The sequence below is a fragment of the Chromobacterium sp. genome (genome assembly GCF_041912965.1).
Classification (GTDB): domain Bacteria; phylum Pseudomonadota; class Gammaproteobacteria; order Burkholderiales; family Chromobacteriaceae; genus Chromobacterium; species Chromobacterium aquaticum.
Genome location: NZ_JAYSGF010000011.1, coordinates 60,021 through 79,881, shown reverse-complemented (window position 1 = coordinate 79,881; position 19,861 = coordinate 60,021). Strand labels below are relative to the sequence as shown.

The 19,861-nt window shown below is 62.3% G+C and carries 18 protein-coding genes; 13 read left to right on the top strand and 5 right to left on the bottom strand.

What is annotated here, in order from left to right:
- Positions 1-54 precede the first annotated feature (54 nt).
- Positions 55-438 carry a hypothetical protein gene (locus ACE3QM_RS08180; protein WP_374421355.1) on the top strand — a complete coding sequence of 128 codons (384 nt, stop codon included), beginning with the start codon at positions 55-57 and terminating at the stop codon, positions 436-438.
- Positions 439-499: 61 nt separating this feature from the next.
- A complete protein-coding gene (locus ACE3QM_RS08175; protein ID WP_231460883.1) occupies positions 500-847 on the top strand; it encodes a NirD/YgiW/YdeI family stress tolerance protein in 348 nt (115 codons plus the stop codon).
- Between the two features lie 73 nt (positions 848-920).
- Here ACE3QM_RS08175 and ACE3QM_RS08170 read toward each other — a convergent pair whose 3' ends face one another.
- From ACE3QM_RS08170 to ACE3QM_RS08155, 4 genes are all read right to left on the bottom strand, one after another.
- The gene (locus ACE3QM_RS08170) at positions 921-1,511 is read right to left on the bottom strand and encodes a thiol peroxidase (protein ID WP_197081422.1); all 591 of its coding nucleotides are present in this window, start codon (positions 1,509-1,511) and stop codon (positions 921-923) included.
- A gap of 126 nt (positions 1,512-1,637) precedes the next feature.
- The gene (locus tag ACE3QM_RS08165) at positions 1,638-2,975 is read right to left on the bottom strand and encodes a dicarboxylate/amino acid:cation symporter (RefSeq protein ID WP_231460882.1); all 1,338 of its coding nucleotides are present in this window, start codon (positions 2,973-2,975) and stop codon (positions 1,638-1,640) included.
- 277 nt (positions 2,976-3,252) lie between these two features.
- Positions 3,253-3,855, bottom strand: a complete 603-nt coding sequence (locus ACE3QM_RS08160) for a MarC family protein (RefSeq protein ID WP_019100349.1) — start codon at positions 3,853-3,855, stop codon at positions 3,253-3,255.
- A 194-nt stretch (positions 3,856-4,049) separates the two neighbouring features.
- Positions 4,050-4,364, bottom strand: a complete 315-nt coding sequence (locus ACE3QM_RS08155; protein ID WP_374421354.1) for a hypothetical protein — start codon at positions 4,362-4,364, stop codon at positions 4,050-4,052.
- A gap of 674 nt (positions 4,365-5,038) precedes the next feature.
- On the opposite strand from ACE3QM_RS08155, the gene ACE3QM_RS08150 reads away from it, so the two are divergent.
- On the top strand, positions 5,039-5,665 hold the full coding sequence (locus ACE3QM_RS08150) for a lysozyme inhibitor LprI family protein (protein WP_374421352.1): 627 nt from the start codon (positions 5,039-5,041) through the stop codon (positions 5,663-5,665).
- Between the two features lie 108 nt (positions 5,666-5,773).
- Here ACE3QM_RS08150 and ACE3QM_RS08145 read toward each other — a convergent pair whose 3' ends face one another.
- On the bottom strand, positions 5,774-8,551 hold the full coding sequence (locus ACE3QM_RS08145) for a THUMP domain-containing protein (protein ID WP_374421351.1): 2,778 nt from the start codon (positions 8,549-8,551) through the stop codon (positions 5,774-5,776).
- A gap of 126 nt (positions 8,552-8,677) precedes the next feature.
- Between ACE3QM_RS08145 and mutY the strand changes: the two genes are divergently transcribed.
- The 10 genes from mutY (at position 8,678) to erpA (ending at position 19,816) form a co-directional block, all read left to right on the top strand.
- Positions 8,678-9,718 (top strand): A/G-specific adenine glycosylase, encoded by a 1,041-nt coding sequence (gene mutY / locus ACE3QM_RS08140; protein WP_374421383.1) that lies wholly within the window; start codon positions 8,678-8,680, stop codon positions 9,716-9,718.
- A 44-nt stretch (positions 9,719-9,762) separates the two neighbouring features.
- On the top strand, positions 9,763-11,967 hold the full coding sequence (locus tag ACE3QM_RS08135; protein ID WP_231460878.1) for a bifunctional (p)ppGpp synthetase/guanosine-3',5'-bis(diphosphate) 3'-pyrophosphohydrolase: 2,205 nt from the start codon (positions 9,763-9,765) through the stop codon (positions 11,965-11,967).
- Positions 11,968-12,433: 466 nt separating this feature from the next.
- Positions 12,434-13,201 carry a deoxyribose-phosphate aldolase gene (gene deoC / locus ACE3QM_RS08130; RefSeq protein ID WP_374421350.1) on the top strand — a complete coding sequence of 256 codons (768 nt, stop codon included), beginning with the start codon at positions 12,434-12,436 and terminating at the stop codon, positions 13,199-13,201.
- Between the two features lie 214 nt (positions 13,202-13,415).
- Positions 13,416-14,741 (top strand): thymidine phosphorylase, encoded by a 1,326-nt coding sequence (deoA, locus tag ACE3QM_RS08125; RefSeq protein WP_374421349.1) that lies wholly within the window; start codon positions 13,416-13,418, stop codon positions 14,739-14,741.
- A 15-nt stretch (positions 14,742-14,756) separates the two neighbouring features.
- Complete coding sequence (locus ACE3QM_RS08120; RefSeq protein ID WP_374421348.1) at positions 14,757-15,971, top strand: phosphopentomutase; 1,215 nt, start codon at positions 14,757-14,759, stop codon at positions 15,969-15,971.
- 68 nt (positions 15,972-16,039) lie between these two features.
- Positions 16,040-16,750, top strand: coding sequence for a purine-nucleoside phosphorylase (gene deoD / locus ACE3QM_RS08115; RefSeq protein ID WP_231460874.1), 711 nt, complete (start codon positions 16,040-16,042; stop codon positions 16,748-16,750).
- A gap of 498 nt (positions 16,751-17,248) precedes the next feature.
- Positions 17,249-17,677 (top strand): 50S ribosomal protein L13, encoded by a 429-nt coding sequence (rplM, locus tag ACE3QM_RS08110; protein WP_019102901.1) that lies wholly within the window; start codon positions 17,249-17,251, stop codon positions 17,675-17,677.
- Positions 17,678-17,692: 15 nt separating this feature from the next.
- On the top strand, positions 17,693-18,085 hold the full coding sequence (rpsI, locus tag ACE3QM_RS08105; protein WP_019102900.1) for a 30S ribosomal protein S9: 393 nt from the start codon (positions 17,693-17,695) through the stop codon (positions 18,083-18,085).
- Positions 18,086-18,241: 156 nt separating this feature from the next.
- The gene (argC, locus tag ACE3QM_RS08100) at positions 18,242-19,270 is read left to right on the top strand and encodes an N-acetyl-gamma-glutamyl-phosphate reductase (protein WP_374421347.1); all 1,029 of its coding nucleotides are present in this window, start codon (positions 18,242-18,244) and stop codon (positions 19,268-19,270) included.
- 213 nt (positions 19,271-19,483) lie between these two features.
- On the top strand, positions 19,484-19,816 hold the full coding sequence (gene erpA, locus ACE3QM_RS08095; RefSeq protein WP_197081424.1) for an iron-sulfur cluster insertion protein ErpA: 333 nt from the start codon (positions 19,484-19,486) through the stop codon (positions 19,814-19,816).
- Positions 19,817-19,861: the final 45 nt, after the last annotated feature.

Genomic DNA, 19,861 nt, shown 5'->3' with positions numbered 1-19,861 from the left:
CATATGCTGGGCGGCATCAATGATCTGATTCATCACCTTTATCAGGATGCACCCATGCGACTCCCCTTCCTCCCGGTTTCCCATCACACACTGGATGTCTTGATCCCGCGTTATCTGAACGCGCCGCAGGCCAAGGAAGCCAGCGCGCTGGCCAAGGTATTGACCGCGTGTTCCAACCAGGCGGTGGAGCGCGGCAGCTATGCCAATCTCGGCGCCTTGCGCGATGCCATCGCCGCCGAGATCAAACCGCTGCCGGCGAGTTTTGGCCATAAACAGCTGAGATTGAATACCGAGCTGCAAGTGGCGCTCAAGGGCGTGGACAAGCGCATCGCCAGCGAGCAAGCGCATTACCGCCAGCAACTGAGCCACGCCCAACAAGGCTATGCGGTGGATCTGGCTCATTCGAGCCGCTTATTGGGAGAGAAGGCCAACGCTTAAGCTTGGGTTAAGCCGACACTGTTTTAATGGCACCGTCAACCAACGCTTAAGGAAGCACCACATGAAAACCATCACCGTTCTGCTCACCGCCGCCGCGCTGTCCCTGCCTTTCGCCGCTCAGGCCGAATTCGCCGGCCCCGGCGTGCCGGCCGCCGTCACCACCGTGGCCGCCGCGCAAAAAGCCGCCGACGATACCCCGGTGACGCTGGAAGGCAAGATCGTGCGCCAGATCGACCACAAGCGTTACGAATTCCGCGACGCCACTGGCACCATGACGGTAAAGATCAGCCAGAAGCGCCTGCCGGCCAATAAGTTCGACCAGAACAGCAAGCTGCGCATCGTCGGCGAAGTGGACAAGGAACTGACTTCGACCAAGGTGGACGCCAAGCTGGTGGAAGTGCTGCCGTAAACCGTTGTCTTCCTGCAACGCGAACGGGCCCGGCGCTGCGTAAGCAGGCCGGGCCCGTGTCCTTACTGGAGGCTTACTGTGACGGCCCTTCGTCCTTCAACTGCTCCTCATGCTCCAGCTCCTGCTGCGCCTCCAGCGCCTGCTCCTCGGCCTCGCGCAGCATATGGTTGATCTGGTCGAAGTCGAACAGGTCCTGAGTATTGCGCAGCCGCTCGGCGTAATGAATGACGTTGCCGCCATCGGCCAGCAGCAAGGAAGGCGCGGTATAGCCGCTGAGCGGATACTCGCGGATCAGCACCCCGTAGTGCTTGTGGAAATCGCGGCCGCGCAGCGTGGACAGCAGGGTGACATGGGGCAGGCCGTGTTCGCGGCGCGCGCGCGCCAGCGAGGATGGCGAATCCACGGTGATCACCACCAGGCCGATCTGCGGCCAGCGCTCCAGAAAACGCCGCGTCTCCTGCAATAGATACTGGCCGCCATGTTCGTATTCATCCAAGGACAGCAAGGTCAGGATCAGCTTGGGCACGCCGCCCAGGCTTTCCAGCGCCACGTCCTGCTTGCCATCGCCCACCAGCATGAAACTGGGCAGATAAGCGCCCACCTGAGGGAAATCCCCTTCCACCGGCAGCAGCTCATCGCCGTATTGCAACATGAAGTCGCTCATTCTCTGTCTCCCTATACCCCAGTTTCTATCGTGGACCACGCGGCGGCAAAAGCAAGGCGGCACTGCGCCGCGGGCATAAAAAAAGCCTGCGCGAGCGCAGGCTATAACGGCTGGGAAAACAAAAGCTTAGGAGCGGGCGCCGTCTGTCGCGGCGGCCAGCTGCGGCTGCAGCGGCGCGGCGGCGGCTTCCTCCGGCAGCACCGGCTCGCCGGCCAGCACGCGGCGCATGCGTTCTTCGTCCAGCGCCTTCTCCCAGCGCGCCACCACGATGGTGGCCACGCCGTTGCCGATCAGATTGGTGATGGCGCGGGCCTCGGACATGAAGCGGTCGATGCCGATCAGCAGCGCCAGGCCGGATACCGGCAGCTTGCCGCCCAGCGTCGCCAGCGTGGCGGCCAGGGTGATGAAGCCGCCGCCAGTCACCGCCGCCGCGCCCTTGGAGGTGAGCAGCAGCACGCCCAGCAGGCCCAGCTCCTCCGCCAGCGTCAGGTCCACATTGGTGGCCTGGGCGATGAAGATGGCGGCCATGGTCAGGTAGATGGAAGTGCCGTCCAGATTGAAGGAGTAGCCGGTGGGAATCACCATGCCCACCACCGGCTTGGAGCAGCCCAGGTTTTCCAGCTTCTTCATGATGCCCGGCAGCGCGGATTCGGACGAAGACGTGCCCAGCACCAGCAGCAATTCCTCCTTGATGTAGACCAGGAAGCGCCACAGGCTGAAGCCGTTGAGCTTGGCGATGGTGCCCAGCACCACGAACACGAAGGCGAAGCAGGTCAGGTAGACACAGAGCATCAGGAAGCCCAACTGCTTGAGCGAGCCGACGCCGTATTTGCCGATGGTGAAGGCCATCGCGCCGAAGGCGCCGATGGGAGCCAGCTTCATCAGCATATTGATCACGCCGAACAAGGCGTGGGAGAACTCGTCCAGGATGTGGACGATGGTCTTGCCGTTGTCGCCCATCTTGGTCAGCGCCAGGCCCAGCAGCACCGAGAAAGTCAGCACCTGCAGGATTTCGCCGTTGGCGAACGCGCCCACCACCGTATCCGGAATGATGTGCATCAGGAAATCAATGCTGCTCATTTCCTTGGCGTTGGCGGCGTACTTGGCCACCGAGTGCGCGTCCAGCGTGCTCGGGTCCACATTGAGGCCGGCGCCGGGCTTGAGCACATTCACCACCACCAGGCCGATCACCAGCGCCAGCGTGGTGACGGCTTCAAAGTAGAACAGCGCTTTCACGCCCACGCGGCCCACTTCCTTCATATCGCCCATCTTGGCGATGCCCACCACCACGGTGGCGAAGATGATGGGCGCGATCATCATCTTGATCAGCTTGATGAAGGCGTCGCCCAGCGGCTTCATCTTCGCGCCCAGATCGGGAACGAAGGCGCCTAGCATCACGCCGAGGAAAATGGCCAGCAGCACCTGGAAATAGAGGCGCTGGTAGAGAGGGGTTTTGGTCTGCATCGTGATCCCTGTAGCGTTGTCTGACTCCGGCTCGGGGCGGGCCGGAGTTGTTATGCAATCAAAAGCGGACTCTTAACGGCCCATGACTGCGGATGCTAGCAAGAGGCGGGGCGGTGACGAATTGCCGATATCCCTATGCGGGATAACCCCAATGCGAACAAATTCATGTATTTGGCATTGGGGTGGCGCGCCGCGGACGAAGCCGGGCGGCGCGGCTGGGAGGGTATCGAGCCTAGTGCGCGGCATCGTAGACGCGCGGCAGATCGTAAACAGGTTCTTAGTGGAATTGCTTGATATAGGACGCCACGCCGCCCAGCAGCATCTCGATCGAGATCGCGGTCAGCACCAGGCCCATCAGCCGCTCCAGCGCGGTGATCGCCTGTTCGCCCAGCAGCTTTTGCAGCTTGCCGGAAAACAGGAACACCAGCAGCGTCACCAGCATGCAGATGGTCAAGGCGCCCAGCCATTCCAGCATCCGCTCCGGTTCGCGGGTGGACATCAGCAGCACGGTGGCCATCGCCGACGGGCCGGCGATCAGCGGCACGGCGATCGGCACGATGAAGGGTTCGCCATGCATCTTGTCGCCGCCGAACACGCTGCCCTCGCCGGGGAAGATCATCTTGATGGCGATCAGGAACAGAATCACGCCGCCGGCCACCCGCATCGAATCATCGGTCAGATGCATCAGGTCCAGGAAGTTGCGGCCAAAGAACATGAAGGCGGACAGCACCAGGAAGGCGATCAGGCATTCGCGGTAGACCACGCGGCGGCGGCGCTCCGGCTTGACCTGCTTGAGCGCGGCGATGAACAGCGGAATATTGCCCAGCGGATCGGTGATCAGGATCAGCAGGACGGTGGCGGACAGAAAAGAGGTTTGCATGGTGTGTGCTTGCGGCGTTGGGGGGTGACGATGGCGCGCAGGCCCTGAGTGCAAGGCTCTGTAATGGTTAAGCGCGCGTCCGGGCGCGATTATCTCATGCGGATGCCGAATGGGTGAATCCGGATTGCGACGGTTTTATTTGCCTGGCGGCACGCGGCAAGCCCCGGCCGGCGGGGCTTGCGTGGATTAAGGGATTAAACCAGCCGCTGCAACTGCTCGGACGATTGTCGCAAGCGGCGGGCGAAGGGTTCCAACAGGCAATACACCTGCTCGCACTCCAGGCTGTCCAGGCCGGACTGGTCCAGCATACTCAGCAGGCCGGTCAGCGCGCTGCTGATCTGGCTGAGCTCCAGCGCGACGGCATGGCTGGTTTCGTGGATGTGCTGGCCGCAGTATTCCAGCCGTTTCAGCGCGGGATCGATCAGGTGCAGCGCCTCGTGTTGCTGGCGCAGCGTTTGCAGGCCGTGGACGATGCGGTTCAGTTCAACGGCGGTGGGCGTGGCGTTCATTGCTGAGCCTCCTCTATCCGGGGCCGGACTGGCGCGCCTTGAGGCGGAGGGGCATTGAACAAGGTCAAGGTCAACATGGCAAAGCTCCTTTTTCGTGGTCCGCCTGCCTGCTCGCTGCTAAACGGGCAGGCAGGCGCGTGACGAGGTTAGCAGACCGGGAAAAAGGGAACCGGCAGGCACTAGGCCTCCCCGCCACGGCCCGCCGGATGGCAAGACAATGGCATTCCGGACGCGTCTGCCTAAGCAGCGGCGCCCGCCCTAATTCCAATTTGGCTGCTAAGCCCAAGTGCCGTTAAGTGAAACGGCACGTGGCGATTGTTGCCGATGGGCTGGGTGGGGTCAAGCGGGAGCAGCCAATGTCGCCGTGGTTGTCAAACTCATGGGAAATGACATTGGTTTTGGTGCTGGCTTGTAGTACAGTTTGGAGGCTTAACCGTTTATCTTTCATAACGATGGGTAATTAATCGTTTAACTAAGGTTGGCACTCGTTGGAAGAAGAGTGTAGCTAAGTGGTTGTAGTGCTATCTAATAAAGGCTGAGTGCTAAATGGAAGAGTAAAGTTTTAGTGTAATAAAATGTTTTTTACGTGTTCGCCATGCCAGAGGTCTCGATGGTTTAAGCGTATTGAATGTTTTTGTTGTGGGTAGGTTTTGCTTTTAAAAAGGATAGAAATAGTGGTTTGGAAAATAAAGATATCAGTATTAATGTTTGGCCTACTGAGTTCTACGGCTTACGCAGCCAGCTTTAATTGTGATAAAGCGTCAACCTTTATTGAAGAGGCCATTTGTAGTGACTTGGAGCTGTCGTCACTTGATGATCAGCTTGGTACAGTATATAGAGGGGCCCTTCAGCGTGACTTAATAAATGAAAGCATGATCAAGCAAGAACAAAAAGACTGGCTGAAGGCAAGAAATGCTTGTTCGAATGTGCGTTGTTTAAAGGGGGAGTATCAGCAGCGCATTGCGAGGCTGTCCCAAAAAAAAGCCTCTTCGAATGTTAAACCGTTATTGGTACTTGAAAGGGATGAAAATACAGTCATACCTAAAGGTACTACCCTGAAATATGTGGAATTGGCTGGGAAAATAGGTTTTTTCCATGATGCCGCAGGGGGAAGTTATGGCTTGATGGTAGGAGGGAGAGAGTATCTAATCCGCTATGTGGGGTTTATTTCTGATGAGCAGCAGGCTGTATTTCAAAAAATGATGGATGATGGTCGGAAGGTTACTGTCAAGGGGCTGCTTAGAACCTATAAAGATGGCGGTGCAACTTTTGATGATGCTAGTAGGATAGTTGTTTATTAAGATGGGTATCCTGGAGTGGTGTAGGTTTCTCATTTTTGGCTTTTGAAAGAGATGCAGATCAGCAAAACGGCGAGCCATGGCTCGCCGTTTTGCTGTCCGCGCGTGGTGTTATTCCGCAGCGTGATCGTCCTGCTCGATGATTTCAGCCTGCTCGCCCGGTTTTTCCTTGCGAGCGCTGCCTTCCACCATATTGATGACGAACAGCCGGCATTGCAGCGAGCCGTTGTACAGCGGAGTGCGGCGCTTGGGCGACAGATGGATCAGCTTGGCCAGGCGCAGGTCGCCGCTGAACAGGTTGGCGTGCCAGCCGGCGAAGTGGGCTTTCAGCCAGTCGCCCAGCAGCGGATACCATTCGGCCAGTTGGTCCAGTTCGTCCATGCGCACGCCGTAGGGCGGGTTGGCCACCAGGATGCCGTTTTCGCCGTTGGGGCGGGCGTCCAGCACGTCCATCGCTTGTAGTTCCACCAGGCCGGAGAGGCCGGCGCGTTCCAGGTTGTCCTTGGCGACGTTGATGATGGCCTGGTCGCGGTCGGAGCCGTTGATCGCCAGCTTGGCCAGCGGTTTTTCCGCGTGTTGGGCGTCCAGCAGCAGCGCTTCCCAGCTGGCGGAATCGAAGCCGCGCAGTTTCTGGAACGCGAATTTGCGTTGGCGGCCCGGCGCGCGGTTGAGCGCGATGTCGGCGGCTTCCACCAGGAAGGTGCCGCTGCCGCACATCGGGTCCAGCAGCGGTTGGCTGCCGTTGTAGCCGGTCAGCATCAGGATGCCGGCGGCCAGGTTTTCACGCAGCGGCGCATCGCCGGTTTCCTGGCGCCAGCCGCGCTTGAACAGCGGTTCACCGCTGGTATCCAGGTAGATGGTGGCGCTGTCTTCGGTCAGGAACACATGAACGCGCACGTCCGGGTGGCGGGTGTCGACATTGGGCCGGCCCAGCTGAGCCTGGCGGAAGCGGTCGCAGATCGCGTCCTTCACCTTCAGCGAGATGAAGTCCAGGCTCTTGAAGTGGCAGCGGATGGCGTCGGTCTTCAGCTTGATGCTGTTGGACACGTCGAACCAGCGCGGCCAGTCCACATTCATCGCCAGGCGGTAGATGTCTTGTTCATTGCGGTAGCCGCCCTGGGCCAGTTGCAGCAGCACGCGGCTGGCGGTGCGGCTGTGCAGGTTGGCCGCCATCAGCAGATCGCGGTCGCCGGCGAAGGCCACGCCGCCGTCGGCGGTGGCGATGTCGCGCGCGCCCAGGCCGCGCAACTCGTCGGCCAGGATGGCTTCCAGGCCGCGCGGGCAGGGGGCGAACAAGGACAGCACGCTGTCGCGCACCTGGGTCAGGCTCGGGGCCTGGCGTTCGGTCGGCGCGTGGCGCGGCGCGTCGGCGTGGCGGTGCTCGCCGCGGGTTTCCACGCGGTGTTGGTCGCCCAGCGGTTTCAGGCTGCCGGCGCCCGGCTTGCCGAACAACTGACGGGCTTCGCCTTCGCGACGCTCGTGGCGCGGGCGTTCTTCCTGTTGCCAGCTTTGGCGCGGCGCGCGTTCGGCGTCGTCGCGGCGGACGTCGTTGTCGCGATAGGACGGCTTGCTGAACAGCTTGCGCGTGCCGCCTTCGCTACGCTCGGCCGGTTCGCCTTGCTGACGGTCCTGGCGCGGCGCTGCTTCGGCGTCGTCGCGGCGGCTGCGGTTGTCGTGTTCGGCGGATTTGCCGAACAGTTTGCGCGGCGCTTGTTCGGCATCGTCGCGCTGGAAGCGGTTGTCGCGGTCGCCGTGCTGGCGTTCCTGCCACGGTTTACGCGGCGCTTGCCCGGCGTCGTCGCGGCGGAAACGGTTGTCGCGGTCGCCGTGTTCGCGCTCCTGCCACGGCTTGCGCGGCGCTTGCTCGGCGTCGTCGCGGCGGAAACGGTTGTCGCGGTCGCCGTGCTGACGTTCCTGCCAGGGTTTGCGCGGCGCGTGTTCGGCGTCATCACGCTGGAAGCGCTGGTCGCGGTCGCCGTGCTGGCGTTCCTGCCACGGTTTGCGCGGCGCCTGCTCGGCGTCGTCGCGACGGAAGTTGTTGTCGCGATTGGCCGGCTTGCCGAACAGTTTGCGCGGACCCTCTTCGCGCTGCTCGCTGTGCTGGCGCTCCTGCCACGGCTTGCGCGGCGCCTGTTCGGCGTCGTCGCGGCGGAAGCGCTGTTCGCGGTCGGCGGACGGGTTGAACGGCTTGCGCGGCTGATCGACATGGCGTTCGCCGTCGCGTTGCTGCCAGCGCGGCTTGCCCTGCGGCGCGCCTTGCTCGCCGTCCCGCTCCAGGTGCAGCGGCTTGCGGCCGGACGGGCCGTGGTCGCGGCTATAGGGCTTGCGTTCCGGCTCTACGTCAGCGGCGGCGTTCAGCGGCTTGCGGCCGGATGGGCCGCGGTCGCGGCTGTAGTCGCGCGGTTCGCGGTCTTCGCGGTGATGGAAGGGCTTCTTGGGGCCGCTGCCTTGCGGGCGTTCTTCGCCGTCGCGGGCGAAGCTGCGCGGCTGCCAGTTGTTGCCGCGCTCTTTATTGAAGCGGTCTTTCTTGAAGCTGTCTTGGTCTTCGTTGCGCTCAAAGCGCTGCTGGCCTTGCGGCCGACGGTCGTTGCCATACGGCTTGTCGCGCCCGGCCTGTTGGTCGCGTCCTTGATAAGGGCCGCGCTTGCCGCCGTCGCGCGGAGCTTGTCCTTGTCCAGCGCCACGGTCTTGCCAATTAGGCTTGGCGTTGCCCGGACGCGGGCCGGAATAGGGCGCGCGCGGCGAGGTGTCGGCCGAGGGCGCTTTCTTCTGGATCACGGGACCTTTGCCGGCCGGGCTGTCTCCGCCTGCCGGCGAGCTGGCCTCATTGTCGCGGCTATTGAATTCGCGGCGCATAGTGGCACGCTGGCGGGAACGGAAACTGGACATGGAACTTCCTTGAGTAAGCAAACTTTTAAGCAATTCTTTGATTTTAACTTATTTGTCCGGAGGCTGCTTGGTGACAGCGAGGGTTTCCGCTACCATATCCGGTTCGATTCAAGATGATAGACGATGCTGCACAGCTCCTTCGCCGCGCGCCTGACCGCCTGGCAAAAAACGCATGGACGCCATGATCTGCCATGGCAGGTCAGCGACCCGTACCGGATCTGGCTGTCCGAGATCATGTTGCAGCAGACCCAGGTCAAAAGCGTGCTGGAATATTACCCGCGCTTTGTCGCCCGCTTTCCGGACGTGGCGGCCTTGGCCGCCGCGCAGCAAGAGGATGTGCTGGCCTTGTGGAGCGGCCTGGGCTATTACAGCCGGGCGCGCAATCTGCACAAGGCGGCGCAGATGGTGATGGCCGAGTTTGGCGGCAGTTTCCCGACCGAGCGCTTGCAACTGGAGCGCCTGCCCGGGGTGGGGCGTTCCACCGCGGCGGCGATTGCTTCTTTTGCCTTTGGCCAGCGGGAAACCATTCTGGACGGCAACGTCAAACGGGTGTTGAGCCGCTGCTTCGGCATCGATGGCTTCCCCGGCGAGAAGCCGGTGGAACAGCGTATGTGGCGGCTGGCCGAAGAGCTGCTGCCGCGGGATGCGGCGCTGATGAGCGCCTACACTCAAGGTTTGATGGACCTGGGCGCCACGGTGTGCAGCCGTGGCAAGCCGGCCTGTACCGTCTGCCCGATGGTGGACGCTTGCGTGGCGGCGCGCGAAGGGCGCACCGGCGAGCTGCCGACGCCGCGGCCAAAGAAGACCGTGCCCACGCGCCATACGGTGATGTTGCTGGCCACCCATGGCGATCAGGTGTGGCTGCTGCGGCGGCCGCCGACCGGCATCTGGGGCGGTTTGCTGTCCTTGCCGGAGTTCGAGACTTCGCTGCAGATCGAGGACTGGCTGGCGCGCAACGGCCATGGCGATGTGTTGCCGGCCTGGCCGGAGCTGGAGCATGTGTTCACGCATTACCGTTTGATCATTACGCCGGTGCCGGTGCGCTTGGATGCGCTGCGCGCTGAGGCCGTGATGGAGGACAGCGGGCAGTGGCTGTCCTTGTCCGCCGCCCCGGACGCCGGGGTGCCGGCGCCGGTGCGCCGGCTGCTGTTGCGCTTGGCCGAGTAGCCGGGCGCTGTCGAAACACGATTTGATTGAGTTACTGGGTTGATATGGTTTCCGTAGTTCGTTCGATGGCAGATACCCTGGCCGACGCGGCCAATCCGCAGCGTTGGCTGGAGGGCTTGTCTTCTTCGCTGAGCGGGGAAGAGCAGGCGATGCTCACCCGCGCCTTTGACGAGGCGCGGACGCTTTACTGCGGCAAGACCATGGCCCAGACCGGCGAGGACTTGTTCAATCACGCGGTGGCCGCTGCCGCCATCGTGGCGGATCTGAACCTGCTGCCGGACGCCATCGTCGCCACCTTGATGTTCGCCGCTTCGGATTACCGCGAGGACTGGCAGCCCTGGCTGAGCGAAACCTTCAACCCCACCGTGGCGGTATTGGTGGAGGGGGTCAACGGCGTGCGCCGCATCACCGAGCTGGCGCGCATCGACAAGTTGTCCACGCCGGAGGAGCGCGCGCGCCAGGCGGAAACCATGCGCAAGATGCTGCTGGCCATGGTGGCCGATATCCGCGTGGTGCTGATCAAGCTGGCCTGGCGCACTCAGACCATGCATTACCTGGCCGAGGTAGAGGATGAGACGGTGCGCCGCCGCATCGCCACCGAGACGCTGGACCTGTTCGCGCCGCTGGCCAACCGCCTGGGAGTGTGGCAGATCAAGTGGGAGCTGGAGGACCTGGGCTTCCGTCATACCGAGCCGGACAGCTATAAGCGTATCGCCAAGCTGCTGGACGAACGCCGGCTGGAGCGCATCGACTATATCGACCGTTTGCTGGACACCCTGCGCGCGGAGCTGAAGAGCGCCGGCGTCAAGGCGGAAGTGGCCGGCCGGCCCAAGCATATCTTCTCCATCTGGAAAAAGATGAAGAAGAAAAAGCTGGATTTCTGCGAACTCTACGACATCCGCGCGGTGCGCATCCTGGTGGAGCGGCTGCCGGATTGCTATACGGCGCTGGGCATCATCCACGGCACCTGGCAGCCGATTCCCGGCGAGTTCGACGACTACATCTCTCACCCCAAGGCCAATAATTACCGCAGCCTGCACACCGCGGTGATTGGGCCGGAGGACAAGGCTGTGGAGGTGCAGATCCGCACCTTCGAGATGCACGAGCACGCCGAGTTCGGCGTGGCCGCGCATTGGCGCTACAAGGAGGGCGGCAAGGGCGACGCCGCCTACGAGGAGAAAATCTCCTGGTTGCGCCAATTGCTAGACTGGCGCGAGGAGATGTCGGACCGCGAGGGCCTGGCCGAGGCGTTCAAGACCGAGTTGTTCGCCGACACCATCTATGTGCTGACGCCGCAGGGCCGGGTGATGGCCTTGCCGTTTGGCGCCACCCCCATTGATTTCGCCTATTCGGTGCACACCAATCTGGGCCATCGCTGCCGCGGGGCCAAGGTGGAAGGGCAGATCGTGCCCTTGTCCACGCCGCTGCAGAACGGCCAGCGGGTGGAGATCATCACCGCCAAGGAAGGCGGGCCGTCGGTGAACTGGCTGCACGACGGCTGGGTGAAGAGCCATCGCGCCATTTCCAAGATCCGCCAGCACATCCGCCTGCTCAACGCCGACACCGTGCGCGAGACCGGCAAGATGTTGTTCGAGCGCGAGCTGGCGCGCCACAGCCATATGCAGCCCAATCTGGGCGCGCTGGCGGAGAAGCTGGGCTACGACAAGCTGGAGGAAGTGTACGGCGCGCTGGGCCACGGCGAGCTGACCACGCGGGTGGTGTCCAACGCCATCGTCAGCTTCGCGCCGCCGCCGCCGGCGGACGTGGCGCCGGAAAGCCTGGTCAAGGCCAGCAAGGGCGGCCACGATGCGGGCGGCGTGTTGATCGAGGGCGTGGACAATCTGATGACGGTGCTGGCCAAGTGCTGCAAGCCGGCGCCGCCGGACGGGGTGATGGGCTTCGTCACCAAGGGGCGCGGCATTTCCATTCACCGCACCAACTGCCTGACCTTGAAAAAATTGTCGGTGGAAGCGCCGGAGCGCTTGATCGCCGCCGAGTGGGGCGATCAGCGCAGCAGCGTGTTCCCCATCGATATCGAGATCATCGCCATGGACCGGCCCGGCCTGCTGCGCGATCTGTCCGATGTGCTGTCGCGCGAGAAGCTGAACCTGATCGGCGTCAACACCCTGTCGCGAGACACCCGCGCCCGCATGCGTTTCACCGTGGAGGTGCGCCAGGTGCAGGACATCAGCCGGGTGCTGTCGCGGATGATGGAGTTGAGTGGGGTGCAGGAGGCGCGGCGTTTGTAAGAACCTGTTTACGATCTGCTGCGCGTCGGCGGGATGGATAGAAATGGGCGTTGAAACCAAGCTCAAAATGCTCATGTACCACTTGTACATTCCGCTTTTTCGCTCGTTTTCGCCTTGTCTCGCCTTGGCTCGCGAGATCGTAAACACGTTCTAAGAACCTGTTTACGATCTGCTGCGCGTCGGCGATACGGCGTTGAAACCGAGCTCAAAATGCTCATGTACCACCTGTACATTCCGCTTTTTCGCTCGTTTCCGCCTTGTCTCGCCTTAGCTCGCGAGATCGTAAACACGTTCTAAGGCGCGGCCGAGTTTGCGTTGGCACAAGTTCACTGTGGCTGTGCATTGCTTTGACTTAAAGAAATTTTCATAATGGTTTTTTTGCACCGCCGCCCGTCGGCGGCGCTGAGGCTTTGGAACGGCTGGCGAAGCGCGGCTGGCCGTTCAATTTTGAAAGGTTTGTTAGCTCATGTCCGAACTGATCGCCGCGGCCCGCCGCGCCCTGTCCCTGATGGATCTCACCACGCTGAACGACGACGACACTAACGACAAGGTCGCCGCGCTGTGCCGCAAGGCCAAGAGCGGCGCCGGCACCGTGGCCGCGGTCTGCGTGTATCCGCGTTTCGTGCCCATCGCCAAGAAAACCCTGCGCGAGGCCGGCTGCCCGGAGGTTAAAGTGGCCACCGTCACCAACTTCCCGGCCGGCGACGAGGACATCGCCATCGCGGTGGCGGAAACCCGCGCCGCGATCGCTTACGGCGCGGACGAAGTCGACGTGGTGTTCCCGTATCGCGCGCTGATGGCGGGCAAGCGCGAAGTGGGCGCGCAACTGGTGGCGGCCTGCAAGGACGCCTGCGAAGGCAAGACGCTGAAAGTCATCATCGAAAGCGGCGAGCTGAAGGACGAGGCGCTGATCCGCGAGGCCAGCCTGATCTCGATCCAGGCCGGCGCCGATTTCATCAAGACCTCCACCGGCAAGGTGCCGGTGAACGCCACGCTGGAAGCGGCCGGCGTGATGCTGTCCGCCATCCGCGAAACCGGCGGCGCTTGCGGCTTCAAGGCCGCCGGCGGCGTGCGCACCGCGGCCGAGGCGGCGGAATACCTGGACTTGGCCGAGCATCTGCTGGGCGCGGGCTGGGTGAGCGCCGAGCGCTTCCGTTTCGGCGCTTCCGGTCTGCTGGGCAATTTGCAGGCGGAGATTGAAGGGGGCGAGGTCAAGCCGATCAGCGGCTACTGATCGCTCGCTGTTTCATCACCGCTGACAAAACCCCTGATGCTGCGTTGCACCGACTTGTCGTACTCGAGTACTGCCTGCGTCGGTGCGCCTTGCCTCAGGCGCGCTAAGCGGTTTTGTTAGCGGTTCTTAATTCTTGGCCGTGGCGTGGGTCCCGGCCATTATTTATTGCTCGCGGCGGGTTTCGCCGCGGCAGGCGCAAGGCAGGGAGAATGCCATGTTTTTGCCTCAGGAAATCATTCGTAAGAAACGCGACGGCCAGGCGCTGTCGCAACAGGACATCCAGCAGTTCGTCGCCGGCATCACCGACGGCAGCGTGGCCGACAGTCAAATCTCCGCGCTGACCATGGCGGTGTACTTCAACGGCATGGCGCTGGAGGAAAACGTGCACATGGCGCTGGCGATGCGCGATTCCGGCCGCCGCATGCATTGGGGAGATCTCAACCTGCCCGGCCCGGTGGTGGATAAGCATTCCACCGGCGGCGTCGGCGACGTGGTGTCGCTGATGTTGGGGCCGATGGTGGCCGCCTGCGGCGGCTTCGTGCCTATGATCTCCGGCCGTGGCCTGGGCCATACCGGCGGCACGCTGGACAAGCTGTCGGCGATCCCCGGCTACAATCCCTTCCCCAGCCCGGACGAGTTCCGCCGCGTGGTCAAGGAAGTGGGCGTGGCCATCATCGGCCAGACTTCCGACCTAGCGCCGGCCGACCGCCGCGTTTACGCGGTGCGCGATGTGACCGCAACGGTGGAGTCGGTGGCGATGATCACCGCCTCCATCCTGTCCAAGAAACTGGCCGCCGGCCTGGATGCTCTGGTGATGGACGTGAAGGCCGGCACTGGCGCCTTCATGCCGACGATGGAAAAATCCGTGGAGCTGGCCGAGCGCATCGTCAAGGTGGGCAACGGAGCCGGCGTCGCCACCAGCGCGTTGATCACCGAGATGAGCCAGCCCCTGGCCTGGACCGCCGGCAACAGCATAGAAACCAGCGAGGCGGTGCGCTACCTGAAGGGCGACGAGCGCAATCCGCGCTTGCATGAGGTCACCATGGCGCTGTGCGCCGAAATGCTGGTGGTGGGCAAGCTGGCCAAGGACGAGGCCGAGGCGCGCGACAAGCTGCAGACCGCGCTGGATTCCGGCCGCGCCGCCGAGATTTTCGGCCGCATGGTGGCCGCGCTGGGCGGCCCCGCCGACTTCATGGAGAACTATGATTCCCATATGGCGGCCGCGCCCATCGTGCGCCCGGTGTTGGCGGAACACGCCGGCTTCGTCGGCGGCATGGACACCCGCGGCATCGGCATGGCGGTGTGCGCGCTGGGCGGCGGACGCCGCTTGCCCAGTGACGAGCTGGACTTCCGCGTCGGCCTGTCCCGCTTCGTCGAGCTGGGCCAGCGCATCGACGTCGGTGTACCCTTGGCTTATATTCACGCGGCTGACGAAAACAGCTTCGCCGACGCGGAGCGCCGCCTCAAGGCGGCGATCCAGCTGGCAGACGCGGCACCTTCCGCGCTGCCGCTGGTCTATCAGAAGATTCGCCAGCAGTAATCCCGGAGCGGCAATATGAAACGAGCCATCATTTTGATTCTGGACTCGCTGGGCATCGGCGCCGCCGCCGACGCCCCGCAGTTCGGCGACGCCGGCAGCAACACGCTGGGCCACATCGCCATGGAGGCGGCCGCCGGCCGCGCCAATGTCGGCCGCAATGGCGCGCTGACCCTGCCCAATCTGTCCCGCATGGGCCTGGGCCACGCCTGCCGCCTGTCTTCCGGCTATTTTCCGGAGGGCATGGACCCGGCCGAGCCGGTGGCGGCTTACGGTTACGCGCGCGAACTGTCCAGCGGCAAGGACACCCCGTCCGGCCACTGGGAAATCGCCGGCGTACCGGTATTGTTCGACTGGGGCTATTTCAGCGACCACGACAACAGCTTCCCGCAGGAGCTGCTGGATGCCATCGTCGCCAAGGCGGAACTGCCCGGCTATCTGGGCAACTGCCACGCCTCCGGCACGGAAATCCTGGACCGGCTGGGCGAGGAGCATATGAAGAGCGGCAAGCCCATCTTCTACACCTCGGCGGATTCGGTGTTCCAGATCGCCTGTCATGAAGAGACGTTCGGGCTGGAACGCTTGTACCAACTGTGCAAGATCACCCGCGAACTGCTGGAGCCGTACAATATCGGCCGCGTGATCGCGCGGCCCTTCGTCGGCGAGGGCAGGGGCCAGTTCGTGCGCACCGGCAACCGCAAGGACCTGGCGGTGGAGCCGCCGGCGACGACGGTGCTGGAGAAGCTGGCCAAGGCCGGCGGCGACGTGGTGTCCATCGGCAAGATCGCCGACATCTACGCCCATGTCGGCATCACCCACAAGCACAAGGCCACCGGCTTCGACCAGCTGTGGGACGCCACCCTGGGCGCGATGCGCGACCATGGCGAACGTCCGGCCATCATCATGGCCAACTTCGTCGATTTCGACTCCAGCTATGGCCACCGTCGCGACACCGCCGGCTACGCCCGCGCGCTGGAGGAGTTCGACGCGCGGCTGCCGGAAGTGATGGCGGCGTTGGGCGACGACGATATCCTGATCCTGTCCGCCGACCATGGTTGTGATCCCACCTGGGAAGGCACGGACCATACTCGCGAACATATCCCGGTGCTGTGCTACGGTAAGCGCGTGCCGGCGGGGCCTATCGGCGAGCGGGCAACCTTCGCTGATATCGGTCAGACCGTGGCGGCCCACCTGGGCCTGAACGCGATGGATTACGGCCAGTCCTTCCTGTGAGGCGCGGCTGAATGACATACGCCCCGGCGCCCTGGCACCGGGGTTTTTTGAATCTAGAGGAATACATTATGGCAACTCCGCATATCAATGCCCAAGCGGGCGACTTCGCCGAAACCGTATTGATGCCCGGCGATCCGCTGCGCGCCAAGATGATCGCGGAAACCTTCCTGGAAGACGCCAAGCTGGTGACCACGGTGCGCAATGTGTTCGGCTACACCGGCACCTACCAGGGCAAGCGCCTGTCGGTGATGGCGCACGGCATGGGCATTCCGTCCGCCAGCATCTACACCACCGAGCTGATCAAGGATTACGGCGTCAAGAACATCATCCGCATCGGCTCCTGCGGCGCGGTGACGCCGGACATCAAGCTGCGCGAGTTGTTCGTCGCCATGGGCGCGTCCACCGACAGCAAGGTCAACCGCATGCGCTTCAATGATCACGACTATGCCGCGATTGCCGATTACGGCCTGCTGCGCACAGTGGTGGACACCGCGGAAGAGCAGGGCAAGCCGGTGACGGTGGGCAATGTGTTCTCCGCCGACCTGTTCTACGGCGTGCAGCCCAATATGCTGGAAGTGCTGGACAAGATGCAGGTCAAGGTGATCGAGATGGAACTGGCCGGCATCTACAGCGTGGCCGCGCAGTACGGCGCGCGCGCGGTGGGCATCCTGACTGTGTCCGACATCATCCCCACCGGCGAGGCGACCAGCGCGGAAGAGCGGCAGACCACGTTCCGCGACATGATGGAAGTGGCGCTGGCGGCGGCGGTCAAGTTGTAAGCGTTGAGGTTTTGTCAGGCCATTGTCTGACAATGTGACGGGGCGCGCGGCGCCCCGTTTTGCTGTCCGCCCCAGGATAAACCAGCTTTCTCGCTAGTGCTTGCTGCGTTGCAATTTGGTGTTTATCCATTGTTGTACAAGGGTTTACTTTCTGGTGTGGCAAAAACGGTGACGGTTTATGGTGCGATGCACAAAAATCTTGCAATGCAGCAAAAGTGTGCCGATAATGAAACCTGCATCAGGACGTGGCATGCAAAGTGTGCGTTTTGGTGTTGTCTCCTCCATCCTCCTTCTTTAGGTGGAACTTGGCGCAACAAAGCTAGATGTTGCGCTTTTTTTTTGCCTATCGGCATTATTTCCTTATTTCAACGGCATTTTCCTCCTGCTTGCGCCTCCATCGTCGGAGTGTCGGATTTCTGTTGTCGCACAAGGGTTTGACAGCCGGATAAGCGCTGTAATAGAATCCGTAACTTTCAAGAATTACGATGGAAGAGTTCCATGAAGACCTTTTCTGCCAAGCCGCATGAGGTTAAACGCGACTGGTTTGTGGTCGATGCCAACGACAAGGTTTTGGGCCGCCTCGCTGCTGAGATCGCCCGTCGCCTGCGCGGCAAGCACAAGCCGGAATACACCCCGCACGTAGATACCGGCGATTTCATCGTCGTGGTCAACGTCGAGAAGCTGCGCGTTACCGGTGCCAAGGCACAAGACAAGAAGTACTACCGTCACTCCGGCTACCCGGGTGGTATCTATGAGCGCAGCTTCACCGAACTGCAGGACAAGTTCCCTGAGCGCGTTCTGGAAAAAGCCGTAAAAGGCATGCTGCCGAAGGGTCCGCTGGGCTACGCCATGATCAAGAAACTCAAGGTGTACTCCGGTTCCGAGCATCCGCACACTGCTCAACAGCCGAAAGTGCTGGAAATCTGATTTTAAGGCGTAGAAATGAACGGTAAATACTACTACGGCACCGGCCGTCGCAAGAGCTCCGTAGCTCGCGTGTTCATGCAAAAGGGCTCGGGCCAGATCATCGTCAACGGCAAGCCGGTTGATGAATATTTCGCTCGTGAAACCGGTCGCATGGTAATCCGCCAGCCGCTGGCGCTGACCGAAAACCTCGAGTCCTTCGACATCAAGGTGAACGTTGTCGGCGGCGGCGAAACCGGCCAAGCCGGCGCGATCCGTCACGGCATCACCCGCGCGCTGATCGACTTCGACACCGCGTTGAAGCCGGCTCTGTCCGCTGCTGGTTATGTGACCCGCGACGCTCGTGAAGTTGAGCGTAAAAAAGTCGGCCTGCGCAAAGCTCGCCGCGCCAAGCAGTTCTCCAAGCGTTAATTCGCCGAATTCTGTTTCCAAGAAAACCGCCTGCGTTTGCCAGGCGGTTTTTTCTTGCCTGTCGTTTCTTGGCTTCCATTCCATCGATATTGCAAGGCAGCATCGCAGTGCCTACACTGTCGTTTTTGCGACGCGCTTTTATACAAAGGAATGGGCATGATCAAGGTGGGAATCGTCGGGGGCACCGGCTACACGGGTGTCGAACTGCTGCGCTTGCTGGCGGGCCATCCGTCGGCGCGCGTGACCGCGGTCACCTCGCGCAAGGAGGCCGGCATGAAGGTGGCCGACCTGTTCCCCAGCTTGCGAGGCCGCATCGACCTGGCCTTCTCCACGCCCGATGAAGCACGCTTGCAGGATTGCGATGTGGTATTTTTCGCCACACCCAACGGCATCGCGATGAACGAGGCGCGCGAACTGCTGGCCGCCGGCGTGCGGGTGGTGGATCTGGCCGCCGATTACCGGATCCAGGACGTCGCCGAATGGGCGAAATGGTATGGCATGGAGCATGGCTCGCCGGATCTGGTGGCGCAGGCGGTATACGGCCTGCCCGAGGTCAACCGCGAGGTCATTCGCGGCGCGCGGCTGGTGGCGAATCCGGGCTGCTATCCCACTGCGGTGCAATTGGGCTTCCTGCCCTTGATCGAAGCCGGCGCGGTGGATTTGTCCAATCTGATCGCTGACTGCAAGTCCGGCGTGTCCGGCGCTGGACGCAAGGCGGAAGTGGGCGCGCTGCTGGCCGAGGCCGGCGATTCCTTCAAGGCTTACGGCGTGGCCGGCCATCGCCATCTGCCGGAAATCCGCCAGGGCCTGGGCCGCGCGGCCGGGCAGCCGGTGGGCTTGACCTTCGTGCCGCATCTGACGCCGATGATACGCGGCATCCATGCCACGCTGTATGCGCGGCTGAAGACCGAGGTAGACGTGCAGGCGCTATTCGAGCAGCGCTACGAGGGTGAGCATTTCGTCGATGTGCTGCCGGCGGGCAGCCATCCGGAGACGCGCTCGGTGCGCGGCGCCAATGTGTGTCGCATCGCGGTCCATCGGCCGCAAGGCGGCGATACCGTGGTGGTGTTGTCGGTGATAGACAATCTGGTCAAGGGCGCCGCCGGCCAGGCGGTGCAGAACATGAACCTGATGTTCGCTCAGCCGGAACGGGCCGGTCTCGACATCGTTCCCTTGCTGCCTTGAGACATTGGCGCATGCGCGGAAAGAACTAGTTCGCTTGAAGACTCGCCATCGGCCCCAATATCCGACTAAAATAGTGGGTGAATGCCGCTCTGCCGGCTTTAGAAGGAGCTTCGGGCGCCGTGCCGCATAGGGCACAAAGCCGGTCCGCGCAGCGGGTCTTCGAGGTTCCGGAACTGAATTGCGAGGTTTGACATGACTACAGCAGCAACTGAAATGCCGTCCCCGATCAACTTCAGCGCAAGCGCTTGTGCCAAGGTGCAGGAGCTGATTGCCGAGGAAGGCAACCCCGATCTGAAACTACGCGTTTTCGTTACCGGCGGCGGCTGCTCCGGTTTTCAATACGGTTTCACATTTGACGAAATCGCAAATGAAGACGATACCGCTATAGAGAGACAAGGCGTGACCTTTCTGGTGGATCCGATGAGCTACCAATATCTGGTTGGCGCCGAGATCGATTACCAGGAAAGCCTGGAGGGCTCCCAGTTCGTGATCCGCAATCCGAACGCCACCACCACCTGCGGTTGTGGTTCGTCGTTCTCGGTGTGATCCGGACGCGGTAGAATACAGGCTCGGGCTATTGCCCGGGCCTTT

Bases quoted from the DNA above. Each gene is read 5' to 3' on its own strand.
- ACE3QM_RS08135 (WP_231460878.1), top strand. From the start codon at position 9,763: ATGGTTTCCGTAGTTCGTTCGATGGCAGATACCCTGGCCGACGCGGCC.
- argC (WP_374421347.1), top strand. From the start codon at position 18,242: ATGATCAAGGTGGGAATCGTCGGGGGCACCGGCTACACGGGTGTCGAA.
- rplM (WP_019102901.1), top strand. From the start codon at position 17,249: ATGAAGACCTTTTCTGCCAAGCCGCATGAGGTTAAACGCGACTGGTTT.
- ACE3QM_RS08165 (WP_231460882.1), bottom strand. From the start codon at position 2,975: ATGCAGACCAAAACCCCTCTCTACCAGCGCCTCTATTTCCAGGTGCTG.
- ACE3QM_RS08175 (WP_231460883.1), top strand. From the start codon at position 500: ATGAAAACCATCACCGTTCTGCTCACCGCCGCCGCGCTGTCCCTGCCT.
- deoD (WP_231460874.1), top strand. From the start codon at position 16,040: ATGGCAACTCCGCATATCAATGCCCAAGCGGGCGACTTCGCCGAAACC.
- ACE3QM_RS08145 (WP_374421351.1), bottom strand. From the start codon at position 8,551: ATGTCCAGTTTCCGTTCCCGCCAGCGTGCCACTATGCGCCGCGAATTC.
- ACE3QM_RS08170 (WP_197081422.1), bottom strand. From the start codon at position 1,511: ATGAGCGACTTCATGTTGCAATACGGCGATGAGCTGCTGCCGGTGGAA.
- erpA (WP_197081424.1), top strand. From the start codon at position 19,484: ATGCCGTCCCCGATCAACTTCAGCGCAAGCGCTTGTGCCAAGGTGCAG.
- rpsI (WP_019102900.1), top strand. From the start codon at position 17,693: ATGAACGGTAAATACTACTACGGCACCGGCCGTCGCAAGAGCTCCGTA.
- deoC (WP_374421350.1), top strand. From the start codon at position 12,434: ATGTCCGAACTGATCGCCGCGGCCCGCCGCGCCCTGTCCCTGATGGAT.
- ACE3QM_RS08120 (WP_374421348.1), top strand. From the start codon at position 14,757: ATGAAACGAGCCATCATTTTGATTCTGGACTCGCTGGGCATCGGCGCC.
- ACE3QM_RS08160 (WP_019100349.1), bottom strand. From the start codon at position 3,855: ATGCAAACCTCTTTTCTGTCCGCCACCGTCCTGCTGATCCTGATCACC.
- ACE3QM_RS08155 (WP_374421354.1), bottom strand. From the start codon at position 4,364: ATGAACGCCACGCCCACCGCCGTTGAACTGAACCGCATCGTCCACGGC.
- ACE3QM_RS08180 (WP_374421355.1), top strand. From the start codon at position 55: ATGCGACTCCCCTTCCTCCCGGTTTCCCATCACACACTGGATGTCTTG.
- deoA (WP_374421349.1), top strand. From the start codon at position 13,416: ATGTTTTTGCCTCAGGAAATCATTCGTAAGAAACGCGACGGCCAGGCG.